Source organism: Mucilaginibacter sp. GW821-FHT07H05 (assembly GCF_059418485.1).
The window spans coordinates 1-19,360 of the sequence record NZ_JBWKPY010000003.1 but is presented as its reverse complement, the minus strand read 5'-3'; the positions used below and the strand labels follow the sequence as shown (position 1 = coordinate 19,360).

The 19,360-nt window shown below is 43.5% G+C and carries 12 protein-coding genes; 3 read left to right on the top strand and 9 right to left on the bottom strand.

What is annotated here, in order from left to right:
* Positions 1 to 4: 4 nt before the first annotated feature.
* The 7 genes from AC07M6_RS07930 to AC07M6_RS07900 form a co-directional block, all read right to left on the bottom strand.
* A complete protein-coding gene (locus AC07M6_RS07930; protein WP_494888466.1) occupies positions 5 to 1,573 on the bottom strand; it encodes a fasciclin domain-containing protein in 1,569 nt (522 codons plus the stop codon).
* 46 nt (positions 1,574 to 1,619) lie between these two features.
* A complete protein-coding gene (locus AC07M6_RS07925; RefSeq protein ID WP_494888465.1) occupies positions 1,620 to 3,368 on the bottom strand; it encodes a fasciclin domain-containing protein in 1,749 nt (582 codons plus the stop codon).
* Positions 3,369 to 3,374: 6 nt separating this feature from the next.
* Entirely contained in the window at positions 3,375 to 4,877 is a 1,503-nt protein-coding gene (locus AC07M6_RS07920; RefSeq protein ID WP_494888464.1) for a RagB/SusD family nutrient uptake outer membrane protein, read from the bottom strand.
* 18 nt (positions 4,878 to 4,895) lie between these two features.
* Positions 4,896 to 8,129: a SusC/RagA family TonB-linked outer membrane protein gene (locus AC07M6_RS07915; protein WP_494888463.1), complete on the bottom strand. Its 3,234-nt coding sequence runs from the start codon at positions 8,127 to 8,129 to the stop codon at positions 4,896 to 4,898.
* A gap of 77 nt (positions 8,130 to 8,206) precedes the next feature.
* Positions 8,207 to 10,363, bottom strand: a complete 2,157-nt coding sequence (locus AC07M6_RS07910; protein WP_494888462.1) for a fasciclin domain-containing protein — start codon at positions 10,361 to 10,363, stop codon at positions 8,207 to 8,209.
* Positions 10,364 to 11,141: 778 nt separating this feature from the next.
* Positions 11,142 to 11,903 carry an oxygenase MpaB family protein gene (locus AC07M6_RS07905; RefSeq protein WP_494888461.1) on the bottom strand — a complete coding sequence of 254 codons (762 nt, stop codon included), beginning with the start codon at positions 11,901 to 11,903 and terminating at the stop codon, positions 11,142 to 11,144.
* Positions 11,904 to 11,914: 11 nt separating this feature from the next.
* Positions 11,915 to 12,313: a ribosomal maturation YjgA family protein gene (locus AC07M6_RS07900; protein ID WP_494888460.1), complete on the bottom strand. Its 399-nt coding sequence runs from the start codon at positions 12,311 to 12,313 to the stop codon at positions 11,915 to 11,917.
* 315 nt (positions 12,314 to 12,628) lie between these two features.
* On the opposite strand from AC07M6_RS07900, the gene AC07M6_RS07895 reads away from it, so the two are divergent.
* A complete protein-coding gene (locus AC07M6_RS07895) occupies positions 12,629 to 13,768 on the top strand; it encodes a putative sensor domain DACNV-containing protein (RefSeq protein WP_494888459.1) in 1,140 nt (379 codons plus the stop codon).
* A gap of 82 nt (positions 13,769 to 13,850) precedes the next feature.
* Here the strand turns inward: AC07M6_RS07895 and AC07M6_RS07890 are convergent, their stop codons facing one another.
* On the bottom strand, positions 13,851 to 15,104 hold the full coding sequence (locus AC07M6_RS07890) for a DUF2130 domain-containing protein (RefSeq protein WP_494888458.1): 1,254 nt from the start codon (positions 15,102 to 15,104) through the stop codon (positions 13,851 to 13,853).
* Between the two features lie 260 nt (positions 15,105 to 15,364).
* Between AC07M6_RS07890 and AC07M6_RS07885 the strand changes: the two genes are divergently transcribed.
* Positions 15,365 to 15,655 carry a hypothetical protein gene (locus tag AC07M6_RS07885; protein WP_494888457.1) on the top strand — a complete coding sequence of 97 codons (291 nt, stop codon included), beginning with the start codon at positions 15,365 to 15,367 and terminating at the stop codon, positions 15,653 to 15,655.
* Between the two features lie 464 nt (positions 15,656 to 16,119).
* Here the strand turns inward: AC07M6_RS07885 and AC07M6_RS07880 are convergent, their stop codons facing one another.
* The gene (locus tag AC07M6_RS07880) at positions 16,120 to 17,970 is read right to left on the bottom strand and encodes an SPFH domain-containing protein (RefSeq protein WP_494888456.1); all 1,851 of its coding nucleotides are present in this window, start codon (positions 17,968 to 17,970) and stop codon (positions 16,120 to 16,122) included.
* A 387-nt stretch (positions 17,971 to 18,357) separates the two neighbouring features.
* Between AC07M6_RS07880 and AC07M6_RS07875 the strand changes: the two genes are divergently transcribed.
* On the top strand, positions 18,358 to 19,284 hold the full coding sequence (locus tag AC07M6_RS07875; RefSeq protein ID WP_494888455.1) for a DUF6263 family protein: 927 nt from the start codon (positions 18,358 to 18,360) through the stop codon (positions 19,282 to 19,284).
* The last annotated feature ends 76 nt before the right edge of the window (positions 19,285 to 19,360 follow it).

The following is a 19,360-nucleotide window of genomic DNA, read 5'->3' as shown; positions in this document are numbered from 1 at the left end:
TAGGTTATTGTAATATAGGTATCAGTTTAATGTAATCTACTAAAACATTGTTCAGGTTCCCGGTTGTTACGTTCGCTCCCGTCACATACATGTTTATCGAGTTATACTTCACCACATTCAGATTCCCGCTTGCCACGTTAATAGTTGCATTTGCAGCTATTGTACCTGCTGTTGCCGGTGTTTGCGTTATCTCACCATAAAAATATGGCGATACGTTTTGGTATGGATAATTTACCGCTGTTACCGGAATAACTGTTCCGGCAGGGTTTGTAACAGCTGTTATTTGTCCAAAAGTTATTTTTTCTGAGATATTACCAAATGTTGGCGATGCGCCGGGAATGTGCGTAACTGCCGTATCGTTAACAGCGCGTAACACCACTTTATATTGGCAGGTGTACAAATTACTGATCTTATAGGCTGCAAAGTAACTGGCAAGGCCGGTACCTGTTATAAACAGATCTTTATATGGTACACCATTATTATCAAGCCTTGAACGTAGCTGGGTATTTCCCTGCTTATCGGTACGTGCGTAAAAAGACGGCTGTTCGCCCTGGATAGTGATAGGCGTTATTTTAGTGGCAACATCAAAGTTAACGGCACTCATTACGTAAACTATGCCGTTACTGGCATTGTAGGTTTGCACAATGGCAGTTTTATCAATAGGTACGGGTACCCCGTTAACCGAAGTAAGACTGGACGGCAAGTTGGCAGGCAATACAATACCCCTGATAGCTACATCCTTTAACACATTAAATGCCGACAGGATATTTTGGGTAGTATCGGTTGAACTGGTTACAAAGTACTTATTTACTTTAGCCCGCTCGGCGTTGTAGGCCGCATCGGTTAATACAATGTAGGTATAGGTACTATCCTCGTTAGCTAATGCAGCAACCCTGTTAAAATATTTATTAATGGTTACAACACCTGTATTTGGCACCAATACAGGCTTGCCTGTTGTTGGGTTAATACTGGCTACCGTGGCTTTACTGGTATCAACATAAGTACTGTCATTACGTACGATGTACGCTTGATGCAATAAACCAACTGTTGTTAAACTGCGTATATACTGCGATATATTTAATCGTGGTGTAAGCTGTTTATCAATAACATTTAATACGCCATTGCTTACATACTGATTAGCGCTGGTAATATTTGCATCCTCAACAGTTGTAGGCGTAAACGTTAAGTTTTTACCATTAAGGTTACGAATGCGTACCGAGCCTCCCTGTATACCTGTTGTAAGGTATACCTGGTTAGCAATATGGTTTGCCACAAATACATGCAGTTTAGCTGTATCGGCCACTACAGCCGGGTCTATTGCTGCCAGCGCAGCATTTGTTGGCGCCCAAACCGTATAGGTTTTTGATGCGGCAAGCACCTTATCAAAACCAATTTTGGTTAGGTAGCCGGCAAACACGCTCAGGTTGCTGTTAGCTTGTATCTGTTGCATCAGGTTAACGTTCAGTTGCTGATCGGTTACCGCGGTGCGTTGGTCCCACTGTTTTTTACAGGCCGCCAAAATCAGCGTTGCCAGCAGTACCATTAAAAAATATTTATTTCTATAATGAGTCATTTCAAATCGGTTTGTTTATTAAATAATTTATATGTGCTTATATTATTTATGGTACCAAACTACCATCGCGCCCAAGCCTTGGATGGATCTGGTCCATATCAACCGGCCTAAATTCTATCACATCTAAAAATAAAACCCTGGCATCGCCTGATCCGGCGGTTGCGACAAATTTAATTTTGTGACGATCGGTGGTTTTAATATTCACGATACCCAATAAGCGGCCCACATGCCCGTTATAAGCACTACCAAGATTGGTGGTAACCGGCGAATCTGAATAGCTTTTGAAACCTCTCGATTCGGCCTGCGCGTCTGTTTCATTTCCGTTTAACGGATCCACATTATTAAATGTGTTTGGTAGCGAAACGCCGTCAAAGAATACCGGGGTAACCTGGCCAGAACCCTGTCTTTTATAATCGACCCATATTTTATAGGTACCTTTTACAATAACCGGTGTTACATATTCAAGAGTGTTAGCGCCGTTGCTGCCGGTTCTCCACCTAACACCAATGTTCATATAGTCTCCATTATAAAAATAATCACTGGTGCTTGTACTAAGCGGCAGGGTTTGCGATATATAGTTTACATAGTAATTTGCCGATCCTGTTGTGGTAACACCAGCTAATGTACCTGGGTTAAACTGTTGGTTTTTGGCACTGCCCCTGTACAAGCCGGGAGTTTTTAAAATCTCGGGCTGTACACATACATCAAAGTAAACAGGCGCCGGGAAACGGATTTTGATGGTGTAATTTTTTAACACGTTATGGATAACACCGTTAGTCGCCGATACATCACTGGTAGGCCTGTATATTTGTTGCCCTGGTTCTAAAACACCATTAAAGGTGTCGTTATTTAACAATACATTTTGCCCTACTAACTGGCTGGTAGTTATTTCAAGCGGTGCAAGGCTGCTGTGCGATGGTAAAATAGCAATATCGGACAGGTACGACAATTCGGGCCAGATATGGTAGCCCATAAAAAGCCATAAACTATCGGCGTGGTTTTTTGGATCGCCTTTGGTTGAATACCTGGTTTTTAAAGCATTATAATCATTAATGCCCGCCGCTTTAAACACGCTGTCTGTTTGGGCAATAACGGTTAGGTATTTCCTGCTTACATTTGGATTATTGGCTACAGCTATATTTAATGTATCATAAAAACCGGTAGCCTTTAATGCCGCTGTAAATATGCTGAACTTAGGATTAGCCTCGATAGTTTGTGCCACGGTTAAAACAGCTGGCACCAATACATTGTCAATAGAATGGATGAGCCCGTTACCTACTTTTATATTAGCTTTTACCAGGTTAGCCTGTTTATTAATAACCGTACTTGATACGCCCCCTACTGTGGTATTACCGGTAATCAGATACTGACCGATAGTGGTTGGCGTACGCAGTTTACCATCGGTAAAATACTGTGAACTTAAGGTATCGGCAATTAGCGCAATACTAACCAGGCCTTTGGCAGTAGCCGCGTCAATTGCATCTACACTCGCTTTACCAGTGGTTTTCAGATAGGCTTTCACACCATCGTTAGTTGGCGCAAACAGCGTATAGGTACCGTATGTGTTTAAAAAACTGGCATATCCCGCCTTATCAACAATTTGCTGAAAAAGTGAATACGTATCGGGATTTTGCTGCAAATAGCTGTACATATTTACAGTGCTGGTTGTAGTCAGGGTAAGATGATCTTGCTTACAACTGTTTAAACCGGCCATTAACATTATGCCTGATACGATCATCAGCATAACGGGTTTAATCCTATTCATTAATTTTTTCATATCGTATACAATTTTCATTATTGATTATTTGTAGAATGGATTTTGAATAAGGTTCGGATCATTCTGAATATCTGCCTGCGGTATAGGAAAATAAAGGCTGTTAGGGTCTTTTAGTTTACTGATAGCCGATTGCTGATACAAGGCCGGCACGCTTTCTATAGCGGCCGCTGTAAGTACATCTAAGCGGGCAAAATTGTTTCTTTTTGCAACCCTTAACAAATCATACCAGCGTTTGCCTTCAAAAGCAAATTCGCGGGCACGTTCGGCCAATATATAAGTGGTAAGCCCCTGCACATCAGTTATTGATGGAGTTTGTATAGTTGCAGGTAAGGCGTTGGCCCGTGTACGGATCTGGTTGATCAGATCAAGAGCTTCCTGCCCCTTGCCCGGCATATTTGCAGCTGCTTCGGCCCTCATCAGTAAAACATCGGCATAGCGGTAAACTATCCAGTGCGCATATGAAATATCTGTTGTACGTAAAGTGTTAGCGTTAAGGGCAACAAATTTGTATATCGATTGATCGGCAGCGTGGATAGCTACATCTAAACCCCGCACATCAAAATTGGTAGGCACCAGCAAATCTACGGTGTAAACATTATCAATAATATTAGGATTGGCTAAAAAGCGATATCTGCCGGCAGTAGGCGAAAACATGATAAAAAATGGGTTCAGCACCTGGGTATCATATTGAAGTTCAAATATCCCCTCAACCGAGTTACCTGTTGCAAATACCCTGTTAAACCAACTGGCGTCACCCGGTACTAAAGCATACTTACCCGATGTCATTATTTTATCACAGGCAGCATAACAATCAGCATAGTTATCCATCCATAAATAAACATCGGCCTGTATGGCGTTCACCGTAAATTTGGTGATACGCCCTCTGTCGGACGCGTTGTTGTTATAGCTTGCCGGTGCATAGCTTTCGGCTAATTTTAAATCGGCAACTATTTGTGCCAAAATATCTTTTTGGCTTGTTTTGGCCAACTGGGTCAGGTCATCATCCGTAGCTGTTGATTTTATCTTCAACGGCGCATCTCCAAACGAGCGGACAATGTAGAAATACATCAGGGCGCGGATGGCCAGTACTTCGCCAAGGTAATTGTTCAACTGTGTTTGAGTGAGCGTATTGTCCTTATTAATTACATCAGGGCCAAAATCAAGTACGGTATTACATAAGTTAATAACCCGGTATATTGGCTGCCAGCTCACTATCGAACTGGTAGGCAGGATACTGGTATTAATCATGTTTACCTCATCGTTTGTAATACCGGGGCCTGGTTTAATAAAATCGGCCCTCAGTTCTCCCCACAGGAAAAACACTTCGGCCGGCGCTTTACCACCGCTGCCTGTAAGTAACGAACTGTAAACACCTATTACGGCCGATTGCAGCTGCTCTTTTGTTTGCCAAAATTTATCAGCAGTAATACCATTTTGCGGACGAAGCTCTAAAAACTTATTGCACGAACACGCAGATATGGCTATGATGGCCAGGAATGTTGTTTTATAAATTATATTTTTAAACATTGTTATCTGTATTAAATGTTAAAATGCTATGGATAAACCTAATGTATATTGTTGTAACGGCGGTGTAGTTGAATTATCTATAACCTGCTGGTATATACCACCCCTGTTGGCAACTTCCGGATCCTGACCGGTATAGTGCGTAAGTGTTAACAGGTTTTCAGCCGTAACATACATACTTACGTTTTTAGCACGGATCTTCCTGGCCATATCTTTAGTAAAGTTGTAACGGGCAGTAACCGAACGGAAACGCAGGAATGTGCCCGATTCAACATAGCGGCTTGAGCCTAACCAGTTAAAACCGGTATTGTAAACCGCGCGTGGTATATCGGTTATATCACCCGGGTTACGCCACCTGCGTAATACAGCAGTACTTTGATTGTTAAAGCTGTACATGTTAGTAGTGGTCATTTTGGTACCGTTTACAATATCGCCGCCTAAACGGTAATTAAAAAAGGCCTGTAATGTAAACTGCCCTTTATAGGTAAACGTTGGGCCAAAACCACCTGTAAATTTAGGGTTGCCGTTGCCCAGGTATACTACATCCTGATAATTAATATTACCGTCATGATTGATATCCTCGTATTGGGAATCACCTGCCTGGAATACGTAAACCGATTGCGGATAATTAAAACGGGTTTGTACCGGCGAGCCATCGGGGCTCACAATTTTGTTGCCATTGGCATCACGTGCAATAGTGGCATCGGCATCTTTGTAAACACCCTTAAATTTGTATCCGTAAATAGACCCTAACGGATTGTTAAGTTGCAATACCGAAAGATATTGGCCGTTTTGGGTAACATTACCGCTTGAGGTTGCATAATAAGGAGATATTGACCGCAGCGTGTTAATGTTATTAGAGATATTAAAATTAAAATCAACCTGCAGTTTTTTTGATTTGTACGGCGTGCTGAAAATGCTTAATTCAAAACCCTGGTTATCTAATGTACCTACGTTAAGATAGGCCAGTGAACTATAGCCGTTATAGGAAGCTATCGACAAATCTTTGTTTAACAGGTTTTCGGTACGGTTTTTATAAAAACCTAAATCGATATTCAGTTTGTTTTTAAACAAAATGATGTTAACACCCGCGTCAATACCTTTCAGGGTTTCCCATTTCAGGTTATTTAATTGAATGTTAGAAGGATATAAGCCCGAAAGGCCTAAGTAGTTATTAGCAGTGTTGGTATAAATGCTATAAAAAAGATAATCCTTATCAGGTGAATTACCAGACTCGCCATAACCGCCACGGAAACTAAATTCATCTAACCAGCCAGAGAATTTCTTCATAAAAGGCTCGGCAGACAGGCGATAACGTGCAGAAACTGATGGATATAAGCCGTAACGGTTATTTGAACCAAAACGCGAGCTGCCATCACCACGAAGCGCTACGTTAATGATATAACGATCAAGGTATTTATACTGTCCGTTTAATAACGCGGCAACCGAGCGTGTTTGGCCAATCCCGGAAGTAATACCAGGATCGGTATTGGTACGGCCTGGCGACGATGCATCGGTTAACTCGCTTGTTGCCGTATTAGTGATCAGTTGTCCCTGGCTTAATGTCTTATCATCTTCTGTTTGAATAGAGAATAAACCCTGGAAAGAATGCTTATCACTTGTTCTTGGGTTATACAGCAAATTCACCTTTGTAGATACGCTATAGGTATCGTAATCCGAATTGGATGCACGGTTTACCGTACTCTCTGTAAATGGCCTTCCTGTTGCAATTTGCGGTAAAAAACGCGATTGCCTGTTGTTATTAATATCAAACACTACGTCGCCGGTTGCCGAAAACACGGTTGATATATTATATACCAGGTTAAAGTGTGGTGTAATACGGTCGGTAACTAAGTTGTTTTGCGCTGCATTAGCCATGGCAACAGGGTTATAATTAGTACCGCTTGTTACACTATATACACCCTGTACGTTTTGTGCCGGTGAAAAATAACTTGGCGTTAACAAGCCATACTCGTTATACTCATATATGCTGCTGTTAGGCATTTTGATAGAAGCAATGGCGCGCACACCGTCGGAGCCGGTACCATTGTTACTGTTTGCATAGTTAAACGCGGTATTGGTGTGCGAGTAAGCAAAGAAAGTAGTAAAGCGTATTTTATCTGATACGATATAATCCAAATTCAACCTGGTATTTAAACGGGTTAACCCGGTACCTATGGTTGTCCCGGTTTGGTTATTATAACCTACCGAAGCAAAATAACGCGCTTTCTCGCCACCGCCCGATATTGAAAGGTTATTATCATAAACACTACCGCGGCGCGATATCGCTTTGATCCAGTCGGTATTTTGGCTATAGTTGTTATAGTAATACTTATCCAGCGGGTCGTAAGCAAACTCTTTATTATTAAAAGTATTTAATGGTGTACCATTAACGTTCATATACTCTTCAGGTATAAACGATGAGTATTGATCGCCGGTTAAAAGCGGGATACCTGTTGGTTGCTGGGTACTTGTGCCTTTAAACGTATAGCTGATACTTGCCGGGCCTTTTTTACCCCTTTTGGTTTTAATGATCAGTACACCATTTGCAGCACGGGCTCCCCATACTGCTGTGGCGGCGGCATCCTTAAGGATAGAAATATCCTCAATATCTGAAGGCGCGATAGATAACAGATCGGCATACTGGGTGTTATTAGCCGTCGCAAAGTTAAAATCACTGGGCACCTGGGTATCAAACGGAACACCATCAACCACAATAAGCGGGTTTGATATACCATTGATTGATGAAGTACCCCTGATTTTGATAGACATACCCGCACCCGGATCGCCGGAGTTTGATACGATATCTACCCCTGGTAAACGGCCTTGTATAGCCTGATCAATAGTTGTAGCCTGCAGTGTTTCCACATCCCTGGCGTTTAAAGTAACTGTTGATGTGGTTTGGTCGCGCTTATCAATATTTAAACCGGTACCGTTATTGGTTTGTGCACGGGCGGTAATGGTTACTTCAGACAGATCGTTAGTACTGCTTACCATATTCACATTAAATTGCCTGCGGGTACCAATATCCAGTATAACAGTTTTGTAACCGATAATAGATATCACCAGCTTGTTAGCCGGATCGCTGATCTTTAGGGCAAAATTACCGTCAATATCAGCCGCCTGGGCGCTAACAGTACGCTTATCCTTATCCTGCTCTGTAATAGTAGCACCTATAACCGGAAGTTTGTCTTTAGAATCAACGACCCTGCCTTTGATTAGTATTTTTTCAGCAGTTTGCGCTTGTGCGTGCATAACAGCACACATGCATAAGCAAATAACTGTGTAAAAAACAGAAGTAAAAATTCTTCTCATGTGTAAGATATAAGCGTTTAGAATGTGTATCTTAAATAATTATCAATCTGGTGCAGCAATGCACGGTTACCCAGGTAATTGCTGGTTGCCGGAAAATAGCTGGTATTATTAGGCGGGGTCAGGTTAGCCGTACGTGCCTGGCTGTCCTGTATCCTTAAATTGCCTATCTGATTAAATGTGATCAGATTTAACGCATCACCCGTTACATTTTTAAGCATGGTAGGGAAGCTTACACCGTTTACACCTTTTTTACCATCGGGCGCTATTGCTATGCCGTTTAAAATATGGTATTGTATAAACCTGCTCACCAAATCCTTATCTGTAGGCGCCGAAGGGTTGTAGGTAAACGACGCCCATACTTTTGCAGCACCGGTACCGGTGGTTGTGCCCGGCAGGTAGCCGTCAACAACGGCCTGTTTCATGGCAGCCTGGGTTGGTATAAATATGGTGTAGTTAGCGCCTAACTGTGCGCCAAGTATCTCTGCAGCGCCCGGGTTATACGCCGCCGAATTAATCAAATATTGATAAAAATCGTAGTAAGGGCCTTGCGCGGTGGCTGTACCGGCATTAGCCTGTATATCAGCGGCTAAGGTTTTTGTTGCGCCGTCCAGTATACCGCCGCTCAGGTAATAGATACGGCCATTGCTGTAATCCCTTGAACCTGTAACGGTAAGTGTTTGGTTGGTTTCAACAGTAGCGGCAGATGATACCGTATTGTTACGCCACCTGATATATTCGCCGCCAAGCGTTTCGGCTATCCCATTGCCCGACAGGTTGTTTAATTCGCCGTTAGGTGTAGGTACGATATTTAAATTGATGATCCTTGTTAATAAGGATAGTGGGGTACCTCCGCTGATGGTAGAGCCATTAACGGTATAGGTATAGGCCCCTGATGCGGTGTTAAAATCGTAACCTAATGAGCGCAGGGTAGCATCTGATAACATAAATACGGTATATTTTAAACCGGGACTGGTTATCTGTGCTTTTGCAACAAGGTCGAGCAACCTGGTCATGATAGAGTAAGCCGGATCTAAATAAGCCCTGGCATACACTGTGCTAAATACATTGGCCTGCTGTACCTGGTTTACGCCATAAAATATACCATTACTGCAAAACTGCTTGTCGATAACATTTGTAGCCGGATCAAAACGAGGCGGCTCGCCGGTTGAGTTGCTTGAAGTAGCGAATTTACTTGGCCAAACTGTAGTTTGAAACATGTGCGCATTCATCAAATCGGCTATGATATTACTTGGCAAGTTTGCAAGCGATCCGTAATATTCCAGTATTACGTTATTTAAGTAGGTGGTCAGCACCGCGTTGGTAGGTGCAAATAAGGTATAGCCGTCCCTCTGCCCGTCGTTATCTTCAACCTTCAGGTAGCTTTCATTACCGGGAGCGTAGATCAGTAAAGGCGAATATTTTTTTACATAAACGGTATTTGTTTTATTGGTTACCGTATTGTATTGACGGGTATAGTTAGCATCAGCCGCATAACTAATCAAATACTGATCGTAGATGCTTTTAAATACGCTGTATTGCGAACCGGAGTTCATTTTTTGCTCCACGCTTGGCAATGGAAGCACTACCTGGTCTATTTCGTGGATGACGCCATTTTCGGCCAGTATATCTTTATTAACAACCGATGCATTGGCTACATTGAAGCCTGAGTAAGTAGATGAAGGGAAAAAGTAGTTATAATCGGTTGCGGTTAAGCCCGCGGCTGTCATAAAGGTAGAGTAGAAATAGGGTATGTATTTATTATTATTATCCCCATATAGATAATTGCCGCCATTGCGGTTTTCTGAAACATAAACACCCGAAGCACCATCAGGGCCCAGGCCAAACTGAAAACCATCATAATAAGCTGTGCGCCGCTTAAATGCCTGATTAGGGACATAACCTGCGGATGATTGATAATCGGCCAGGTGATTGGTTTGAAACGCGTTAAATACTAAGCAGTACCTTACAATTTTGCCTGCAGTTACCGAGTCTATTTTATCAAGACTGGTATTGTTGGCGGTAAAGTACTTTTGGAAAGCAGCGTCATTCGGAGCAAAAAACGTCCAGTAACCGGCAGCACTTAATGTTTGCTTATATCCCGATTTGTCTATAACTGCTAATAAGGTGCTAAAATTATTACGCGCCTGCAGTACCTGGTATATAGGTGGCTGCAAATTTGACGGGCGTCCATAATAATCGTCAAATGCTTTTTTACGGCATCCACCAAAAATTATTATAAGGCAAAGCAAACAGGATAAATTTTTTAAAAATTTATACATATTAAAATATTTAGAGAAATGGGTTTACAATATACAGTCAGACCAATAAAGCCTCAGGCAGGCATTACAGATCAATATGAGTTTTTAACTGCTAAATTAAACGCGTTAATAAATGTATTTTTGACAAGTACATCCGGGGATATGCGAATTGCATCCCAATAATTGGTTTTGTAAAATTTGCTTCATTTAGTCTTGGTTTTAATTGGTTTAAAATATCAGATAGTGTATTAATTGGTAATTGGTATACCTATCTGATTTATGTAACTAAAGATAGGTACAAGTATCTTAATTAACTATCCTGTGCTATCCTGAATTTCAAAACATGGTAGTTAGTGTTCTAATCATTTTGAAATTTGCAATAAATAATGCCCTGCGATATTTTATACTCAAAAAAAAGCGCGAATTTTTACAAACAAATTGTTGGCGTTATACGTTAAAGCCTTCCATTTAGCTTATTTTATTTAAATTCTGTTGGTGTAAAACACTTATTTTTTTCCTTTTTTAGCTTTCCTATATCAAATAATACAGTAGCTGTATCAAATTGTATCATGATAACCGGCCATCCTGTTATGCAGGATAACCGCCTTATGATTAGTTTCCGAATCGCCTTATTATCTGTTCATTAATATTAATCACAGCTGTTTAAAAAACATCATTAGCCTGGCTTAATGAATTACAGGACTAAATCAAGCGCCTTTATTTGCGATTTATATTTTAGCGGCAGCAACGCGTCCTTTAATAAGCCCTCCAGCTTTATCATCCTGAAAACTTTGTATACAGCCAATACAGGCAGCATAAAAGGTATCCTGCCTAAGTTAAGTAACCGGCTTACCCTGCGCGGTGTAACCATTATCTGCACTTGTTTTAAAAGTAAATAGCGGATTACGCCCAAATGCTTTTTATATTGCCGGTACAGATCAACCGTAAATTCACTGCTGATCATATCTTGCAGCATATGCTGCTCGCGCATTTGCTGCCATTGCAGGTAGCCGGCGGGCAAACCACTTAGTTTCATTTGCAGGCCAACGCGGTTAAAAACATCAAAAATATCAGCTTTTTCCTGTATAGTAAGTTTGCGTTCCAGTAATTCGAACGAGCGTATGGAATAATCTATCAGCATAAACAGCACATCGCGGTAAGCCCAATCGGGTATTTGGGCGCCCCTCGCCTGCTCTACCCCCTGGTGTATGGCGGTAATTTTATCAATAGCACGAATAGCATCGTCATTGTCCGAGAATATAATCTGCCGGGCATAAGCCACGGTCGAAAACAACCGGCCCAGCGGATCGGCAGGGAGTTTACCGGTAAAGTACAGCCAGTCTACCGCCTTATTTAAGGCAAACTCAGCCGCCGAACCCGCAAATATAAAAAGTATGGTATCGGCCTTGCCCCATATCTTGCGTACTATATGATCCTGATCTACAAACGTTGCCATAATTTAATCCTTTATGCTTCCTGATATACTTTTTCAATACTCCGTTTAATCCTGATCCTTTCCAGCAAAATCACTGTGGCTATTCCTAAGGTGTACGCAAATAAATCGGCCCAGGCAAAGTAGTTGCCCATCAGCGTTACCGCCAGCCGGGAACTGCCCAGCCCTATCAAATCTACCAGGTGAAAATACTGCGATATCTCTACTACATACGAGAAAAGCAGCATACCGATTGCTGTTTGGATAACCGGTGTATCCATAAAACTTTTAACAAAGCAATAGATCAGCATCACCACCAAATAATCGCCAACATAAGGCCTCACAAAAGCATCATGCAGGCAAAAGCCGATAAATATTTCTGTAAGTAATAGCAGGATGGTAAGGATAAAATATCGCGTTGAAAATTTAAACATATTTTAAAAGTACTTTGAGTTACAAAGTTAGTTAAAGAATTGAGATTGTCAAGCCATTTTTTTACAACATATACTGGCTTCAGTCTGCGACTGAGGCTTTGGATGAATGAAGTCTGCAACTTCATGGTGATTTACAGTATTTATACTCAGTTAAACAAGTCACAGACTTGTTTTCATCTGTAGGCTCCAGTCGCAGACTGAAGCCAGTATTAGGAGACAGCTCATCATTTGACGCTACAGTCTTTTGTCAAATTTGCAAACGCCTTGTTCTAATATCAAACAGGATAAGTAATTTGCACGTATAATTCTGCCGGCATGTTATCTGAACCATCGTACCTGGCCGCCCGAATGGTGGCTACTAAAATTGAGGCCCACCTGTTAAGGCACCTGGAAGTAGCCCGCCAACTGGGCGAAGAGGAACTGGCTTGTGTGCCTTCTGTTTCAGTTATCGAATCTGTTATAGATATTGCTTTTTGGGCCAGCCTGCGCCGCGAGGAAGGCCACCCGCCTAAAATATCCCTTGCTTTTTTACCGCCCGAACAAGCCGCTAAGCCCCTGATATTTGAGAATAAGCTACGCCTTACCCCGCATTACCTTACCAAACTGGCGCCTGCTGTTGAGCAACCCGGCATACACCTGGGCGTTTGGTATGATAACGATGCTTTGCATGTTTGGGGCACCACCCATCAGATCCCCGGTATCTGCTTTGTGCTGGAAGTGGTTGAACCGGGCCTGTTGGTCATCAAACACCGCCGCACGGATGGCTTTGGCAAGTTTGTTAATATTTGTGTTTTGCGTGGCGATGAAATAAAAATGATTGATGAGCAAAACATCAGCCTGGATAATTGCCCCGAATTAATTGAATCATTGCTGGATATGCCGCTACCATCGGCCCCTGGCGGATCGTTTAATATATTGGTTGAACTGGCTACCACTATGCGCGCGCATAACCGCGGCGGCCTGGTATTGATCGTCCCTACCGGATCGACCGAATGGCATAACTCGGTGATCCACCCTATCTCCTACCCGGTTAGGCCGCCGTATACAGTGATTGCCGATCTGTTGAAAGAGAGTAAACAAAAACGCACAATTGAATGGAAACAGAGTTTGCGTAACGCGATAGATATTATTGGCGGCTTTACGGCGGTTGATGGCGCTACTATTATTAACCGTGATAATGAATTGCTGGCCTTTGGCGCTAAAGTGGCCCGGGCGGAAGTAAGCTTGCCGGTTGACCGGATGATTGTTACCGAACCCGTTACAGACGCTACCCCGCAATATATGCACCCGGCCCAAAACGGCGGTACCCGGCATTTAGCGGCTGCCCAGTTTGTGTACGATCAGCGCGGCGCCCAGGCCATGGTAGCATCGCAGGACGGGCATTTTACGCTATTCGCCTGGTCGCAGCAATTAAATATGGTGCACGCGCACAGGATTGATATATTGTTGATGTAATACCGTTGATTTTTTGATTTCGCTGATGACGTTGATGATCATCAAATCAGCGAAATCAACGCCATCATTTAAAATCAGCGGTCTACTCCAACAACAACGCATCATCAGCATCATCAGTCAAGCTCAACTGTATCGAATCACTGCCGGCAATGCCTTCTATCGATCCTTTAATATGCGCGGCGTTTAACAACACCTTTTCCAGTTGCTTTTCGCGGGCTTTCCACATTTTTTCCATAGCATCGCGTTCGCGCTGGATGGACATTTTCATGCTGAGGTAACCTTCGCGGATGGCTTTCCATTGTTCCGAAAATTCAGAACCGGTCAGGTAATCGTACAGCAGGTGCATTTTGTCGCCCTTGTTTTCCTGCGATTTACTTTGGTTAGATAGCTTGATGATCCCATCGCGCAACACATAGGCTACCGCCTTCACCTCATCAAACGAGCAGATCCAAACCCCGTCCATCTGACCGAAGCAATCCATACCGTTAGGATAACATTGGGTAACTATTACGGCTACATCCACACCCATGCTGCGCATATCGCGCTTCAGCTTCTCTATCCACTCCATGCTGAACGTTTTGGTGCGCTTGCTTTCGTAAATGATCTTACCGCACTCCTGCCCAAACTGGTTGCGTACGGTTTGCACACAATCGGCACCACGTACACCTTTGCCCACCTCACCTATCAAATCAAAAGGGAAAAAGTTGCGCAGGTGTTCTTCCAGTATCAGTTCCTGCACCTCGCCCTGTAATTGCATGGAGCCTTGCTCGGCTTTGCGTTTCATTTCATCCACCAGTTTTTTCTGGTCTTCCAGTTGTTTTTCCAGTTCGCGCTGGCGCAGCAGGTGTTCAGTATCTTTCAGCTGCGATTTTTCGGCTTCCTGCTTACGGATCTGTTCTACCAGTTCGCCGCGCTGTTCCTGCAGCTTACGCTGCATTTCCAGTTGCAGTTCTTCTTCCTTTTGCTTCAGCGCCTGCTCTTTTTGCAGAAACTCCAGTTCTTTTTGGCGGGATAATTTCAGCTTTTCATCCGTTTCTTCCTTACTTTTTTGCAGCATCAGCAACTGGTTCTCAAAGTCAGATGCGATGGATCTGCGCAGGTTTTCTTCCAGGGTAAGCTGCAAAGCTTTCTTTTCGTTATGCAGGCGCTGCTCAAAGGCTTGTTGCTGCTGCTGTTCCTTTATGGTAAACTCCTGCAGTTTGTTACTGTATTCCTGTTCCTTTTTAATGGTATATTCCTGCATTTTTATGCGCAGGTCTTTTTTATATTCCTCGGCCATTACTTCCTCTAAAGGAAATGCCGTACCGCACGATGGACATTTTACTTCTGTTGCCATTTGGTTGTTATCCTGTTTTAATCAGCACCGCTAAACTCCCCAAAAATACCGTTAAAACACGGTGGAATTTGCATGCAAAAGGCTTTTACTTTACAAAATAATAAAAAGGTGTTAATATTCGGATAGCGACATTTGGAATTAATTACCGACCCTGCATCAACCTTTGGAAAATAATAAGGCGTGCCATGTGCACGCCCTTATTAAAACAGAGCAAAAAAGATTAAATAAAAGCAATGCATCTAACCTATAAAAACAAGAATATGAACCACATTATGGTATGCGCCGAATTCCCGGGGACTACTGAAGAACAGGCCAGCGAAATATACGCTATACTAAACCAGCGCAACTGGACGCGCGTAATTGGCTCTGACGATGAGTTAAACAACGTTTGGTATGGCACCTTTAACCGCCAGATGCTGGAAAAGGATTGCCGCGAAATTGCCACCAAAAACTTTATCGAAGCCGCCAAAAGGTATTGCAGTACCGTACAACTGACCATACTTTGGGGCTCGCATAAACCCACATCAAAAGGATCTGCACTAATCAGTTAATAAAAAATAGTTATTTTTAGTTTAGTTTAATGGAAAACGGCCCCGGGGTAACCGGGGACCGTTTTATTTAGAGGGCCTCACCCTGCCCTCTCCAAAGGAGAGGGTTCTTTAAAAGCTTCGCTTTTATATTATCGTCATGCTGAACTTGTTTCAGCACCCCACAGGCAACTTTGCAGTCGCTCGGCTCTGGCCGACAAGTGTTCGGAAGATTTTCAGTTCCCTCCCACGGGGAGGGGTGCGGCTGATTGTGCGATGGCAGGGAGGGGTTTATTACGCTTGATGAAACCCCTCCTCCGCCGTTGTTGGAGTTGTCTCCAACAACTATACTTTTGGCAACCCTCAACGACGAGGCCACCACCTGTGTTGTTGGAGACAACTCCAACAACGGCCTTAGATGACGTTGGGGGTAGGAATTTCAGGCTTACGAAGTTTTAAAACTTCGTAAGTCTTACTCATCTTTCTGTTTATTCAGTCCTATCAGCTACCCGCTTCCCATTCTCCTCCTTCAGCTTCTTCAGCATTTCGCTGCCTATCAGGGCATCTATCAGGCCGTTGCCGCCGCCGTTTTGACCGCTTACCAATATCTCGGGCACCAGTTTCACGCCGTTTTGGGCAAGGGCTTCAGCTACACGCACTATAGCGTATTGTTCGGTACCCATGGCTTCGGTCTTTTGTTTGGTTACCTCGGCTTCGGCCAAACCGATGGCTTTAATTTTACCGGCATCGGCATTACCGTTAACTTCGGTGGCTAAGGCATTGGCCTTTGAGTTAATGGTTTGCACTTCGGCATCGGCCTTGGCGTTAATGGTTTTGGATTCGGCATCACCTTTTGCACTGGCTACCTTTGCAGCGGCCATCTGGGTGTTGATCTCAACCTGGCGGGTTGATTTTACCACCTCGGGCTGCATATCGGCACCAGCTTTGGCGCTTTCAAACTCCTTACGTTCTATCTGCGCGTTACGCTGTATCTCGTAGGTTGTCTTTTCCTCCTCGGCTATTTTACGGTCGGTAAGCGTTTTCATCAATGCTTCGGGCGGCACAATGTCACCTATCAGCGTATCCACACCTTCCACGTTATAAGCGCTCAATACCGCAGCTATCTGGTTCTTGGCATCCTCCTGCCTTTGCGAACGGTTGGTTAAAAACTCAATCACACCACTTTTTTGGGCCGAGTTACGAAAGTAGTTGGCAATAGTAGGTTCCAATACCTGCGATACCAGGTTCTTCATGTTACCAAAACGGGCGATAACCTTTGGCGCCTCGTTATGCGGGATGTGGATGATCTGCGATACGTCGAGATTGAAAGTAAAACCATCTGACGAACGTACGCTTATGGTACACAGGTTTTTATCCAACTCGTGCGATTCGGTGCGACTATTAGCCCAGTTCAGCACAATGTTGGTTGTAGGGACGATCTCCACCGTGTGGGTATAAATGTTCACCGGATGTTTACCCGGATCCAATGGATCGTTCCAAACACCCTTTTCGTTACGGGCAACAATGTTACCGTGTTTAAAACCCATACCGCTGGTATCCTTACCTTCCGGCCCAACGAACGAGTTGACCACGCCCACAAAGCCAATAGGGATGTGCATCATCTCCACCTGTTCAACCAGTACAAACCAGGGGTTAAGGTAATAAGTACCGGCCAGGATCACATCCTCCTGCAAACCCTTTTTACCGCCGGCCTGTATAAAGGCCATCGGGTCCTGGTAGTTACGGTGACCAACAACCGGTCCGCCGGCAATCTCGCCTTTTTCCAAAGGTTCGCCATCAAGGGTGGTAATAATACCTACCTTGTTTTCGTGCACCTGGGTAATGGGCACCATCACAATCTCGAACAGGAAGGTGTTGATACGGTAACTACCCGGGGTTAAGAAAGCAGCCTGAGGGCCCCTTTGTCCATTATTTTCGAGGAATGCCTGCGCATCCTGAAACTTATCGCAATCAACCGGTTTACCCAGCACACGGCCGGTATCCATTGGCGCGCCGTCCTTTGCTTTTACCAGTCCAAGCTTGCCTTGTTCTATAATGGTAAAAGCCTCCATGGTAATACTATACTGCCATGGCCACATACGCCAGTACAGGCCCGGGGCCAGCGGTTTAGCCTGCATACCGGCCTCGCCATGGGTGGCAATAATACGGCCATCGGGCATACGGTTATCCCCATAAAGGGTAAACTTTTTAACAACCAAACCAATACGGTCATCAGGTACGATGATCATACCAAAAAATACGCGCAATACAGATTTGTAAAGCAACACAGCGGCCACAACGGGCACAGCCCACCACAGGTGGATAATTAAATCATTCATTTTGTTTAAGAAATTTTGTTAGATATTTTTTTTATGCGTGATCCTTAAGGTGCGGATCGGGAACGAGAATTATAGCATTTTGAGTACCTCGGCTATAAAATCGATATTATGATAATGGCGTTACAGGAATGTTACAAGAATTTCAGAAATTATTTTTTGCGGGATTTGTTGGGCTAAAGCCCACTGGTTGGTGGGCAGCTATCCGTTGGCTGAAGCCAACGGCAATGAATAATTACGAGCTATATTAACTACATACCCATCCTAATTCATTGCCGTCCCATTTATGGGACGGGATGCTAAACCGGGCAAGTAGCTTTAGCCAAACAATTTGTACGTTAAATCAATTCCCGGCGTTTTACCATCAAAACATTATTGTTAAAATTGCGCATGAAGAAAAGCATTGGGTTAATCTTATTTCTACTGCTATCAACCATAGCCTGCCGGGCGCAATATGTTAAACTGGCCCTGAACCTGGTTAAGGGAGTTACCTATTATAATATTACAACGGCCAATGCCTCGGTAATGCAAACAGTTAAAAATCAAAAAACTACCCTTAATACTACCATTACCTGCCGCATAGCTTTTAAGGTAACTAACATACGCGATAGTTTGTACGATATGGAGATGCGTTACCAAAGCCTCTCGCTTAAAATGGAATTACCTACCGGTACTACGCAATACAGTTCGGAAAATGTGAACCCGGCCGACCCGGTTTCTGCCGTATTTGCCGCCTTTAAAAATCAGCCTGTAGCTTTAGTACTTACCAAAACCGGCAATTTACAGGCGTTAGGAAACATCAGTTCTGTTTTCGACAGGATACTTGTTAATTTCCCCAAACTACCCGCCGATCAAAAAGCACAGATCAAAAGCCTGATGGAGCAGTCGTTCGGCGGGCGGGCGTTCCGCAGTAATTTTGAAATGGGGACGGCTATTTTCCCATCAGTACCGGTAAAGAAAAATGCTTTTTGGATCAGCAATACCCAACTGGAAAGCGCCAGGCCGGCCAATGTACATTCGATTTACGAACTGCGGGACATTACCGAAACCTTTTACCAGATCCATGTAAACTCCACCATTACTTATTTAAACCGGTATGATTTTATAGTAACCAATGGCGTGCCCTTAAAATACAATTTAGAAGGTACACGATCGGCCGATATTGTGGTAGATAACATAACCGGCTGGGTTAAACAGGCCAGCATTTTACAAAGCATTGGCGGCACTACCGAAATAAAAGATAACCCCAAAACGCCCGGCGGATTAATTATCCCAACGGTAATGAAAAGTGATGTGGTAATTACGGATGTGCATTAATTGGGTCATTGGGTCATTGGGTCATTGGGTCATTGGGTCATTGGGTCATTGGGTCATTGGGTCATTGGGTCATTGG